Raw genomic sequence first — 2,332 nt, 5'->3', positions numbered from 1 at the left:
CCTGCAGGTTGAGGATTGCCTTTGTGGGGTGGGTGCTTGCTCTCGCCGGGTTGCGAAGCGGCCCGACACCGCGGGTTTACGACTGCTGCGCAGCCGAGCGGGAGCAAGCTCCCTCGCCACAATGATGCAGGTGGTTATCGGGTGAAGACTTCGCCGATGCTGCGGCGTTTGGCATGCAGCTCGCTGGCGTGGATCAGTTGTTCGAGGTCTTCGGGAGTGACGTCGATAAACGCTTCCATGTCGGCCAGTGCCAGTTTCAAATCCTCGGCGGTAATTGCCTGGCTATCGACGGGAGCCAGCAGCGGCGCAGGCTCGGCCGGGCGTTTCGGATAGCGGATGCGCGTCAGGTTGTTGTAGGCCAGCGCGCTGAGCAGCATGCAGGCGGCGGCGAGCATCACCGGTTCCATGGCTTTCCAGTCCATGGCGATGGTGGCCGGATCGGCCAGTACCAGCGTCAGCGCCAGTGCGCCGGCCGGCGGATGCAGGCAACGCAGCCAGCACATCAGGATCAGCGCCATGCCCGCCGCCAGGCATGCGCTCCCCAAGGTGCGACCGATGACGTGGGCTACCAGCAGCGCGACAACGCTGGCGCACAGGTAGCCGCCGATGATCGACCAGGGTTGCGCGAGTGCGCCGGAAGACACGGCAAACAGCAACACGGCCGAGGCGCCCAACGGCCCGATCAGGTGGTACGCGACCTCGATGCCGAACACCTGACTGCACGCCCAGACGCTGAACAAGGTGCCCAGCGCCATGCCGATCGCGGCGCGGCTCCATTCGGTGGGGCGGGTGTTGATGGCGGCGGGCAACCAGCGAGCGAGCATGTGAATCGGGTCCTTGCAGTAAATTCGGGGCAAAAAAAAGGACTTGTCCGTTTCGGAAAGTCCTCGAAGCGTTCCAACTATTGGGGGAGGAACGCGCACAGTGTGCCGTGCAAAGTCGATGCTGACAAATTCATATAAATGCTGCTTCAGTGCATTATTTTTGAATTATCGCCACGCGGCGTCCGCTGACAAAACACAAATACCCACCCAGCCCCGCCAGAGCGCTCAGGGCGTAGAACATGCTCGGCGCCGGCGTGTGCATCAGCAGGAACCCGCACATCACCGGACTCAGCGCACCGCCCAGTGCCGCGAGGTTCTGCGCACCGTAGTAACTGCCGCGCAGCTCTTCGGGTGCGAGGGTGTCGACGAAGAGGAAATCCGCCGGATAGATGATCATCTCGCCGAGGGTGAAGATGAACATCGCCACGCACCAGCCGACCAGACTGTCGGCCATGCTGAAACCGATCAGGCCGACGATGAACAACGCGGTGCCGCCGGCAATCCAGAACCGCAGGTGCTCACGCTTGAGAAAGCGCCCGATCTGGTATTGCAGCAGGATCACCGTGATCGCGTTGCAGGCGAGCAGGGCGGCCATGGTGTCGAGGGTCTGCTCCTGCGTGTGGGTCACCAGCAGATACTGCGACAGGTACAGGGTGAAGCGCCCGTGAACCAGGGTGCTGAGCAAGCAACCGAGGGTAAACAGGATCATCGTGCGGTCGTTTTTCAGGATGATCAGCGTCTTCAGGAAGCTCTGCGGCTGGCTCGCCTGCGACAGCGGGCTGACCTCGCGAGAGACGCCCAGCAGCAGGAAAACGCTGCCAGCGGCAATTAGCCCCGCGACGATAAACGGCGCTGAAGGCTGAACCCCAGCAATTACCACGCCGATCATCGGGCCGACGGCGTAGCCAATATTGGTCAGCGTGTAGTTCAGCGAAAACGCCTTGACCCGCTGGCCCACCGGCAGGTTTTCACTGAGCATCGCTTTGGAGCAGATCAGGAACAGCGCAGAGGCGGTTTCACTGATGATCAACACCAGCGTGACCAGGTACAGATTCTGCGCGAAGGTCAGCAGCATCAGGCCGACACCGCTGGAGAGCATGGTCAGGATCAACAGCTGACGCTTGTCGAGGCGATCGATGATGTAGCCGCCGTACAGTGACAACAGCGTGGCACTGAACACGGCGATGCCCAACAGCAGACCGACATCCTGTGGGTTGAGGCCCAGTTTGTTGCTGAGAAACAAGGTCAGCAGCGGACTGATCAGGGCACGGCTGATGACGATGCTCAGCGAGGTGATCATCAGTCGGCGGATGAGGCGGGAGTAGGTGGCCACGAGGAGATCAATGTCCTTATTTCAGAATGCGCGGGTGAGCCTTGCCATCCTCACCGGGTCGCGCTCGGCGGTCAACCTGACACACCGCAAATCCGTGTGGGAGCGGGCTTGCTCGCGAAGGGGCCGGCACATCCAGCATCGTTATCAGCGGGCACACCGCCTTCGCGAGCAAGCC

The 2,332-nt window shown here is 61.7% G+C and carries 2 protein-coding genes; both read right to left on the bottom strand.

Going from position 1 to position 2,332, the window contains the following annotated elements; translation table 11 throughout:
* Window positions 1-134 precede the first annotated feature (134 nt).
* Entirely contained in the window at window positions 135-824 is a 690-nt protein-coding gene (locus QMX91_RS30730; protein WP_282413868.1) for an HPP family protein, read from the bottom strand.
* A gap of 154 nt (window positions 825-978) precedes the next feature.
* On the bottom strand, window positions 979-2,157 hold the full coding sequence (locus QMX91_RS30725) for an MFS transporter (RefSeq protein WP_135295777.1): 1,179 nt from the start codon (window positions 2,155-2,157) through the stop codon (window positions 979-981).
* Window positions 2,158-2,332 lie beyond the last annotated feature (175 nt).

It is taken from the genome of Pseudomonas sp. PS01299 (assembly GCF_029960145.1).
Lineage (GTDB): Bacteria > Pseudomonadota > Gammaproteobacteria > Pseudomonadales > Pseudomonadaceae > Aquipseudomonas > Aquipseudomonas putida_A.
The sequence above is the reverse complement of the archived record's forward strand: the minus strand, read 5'-3'. Positions and strand labels throughout refer to the sequence as shown.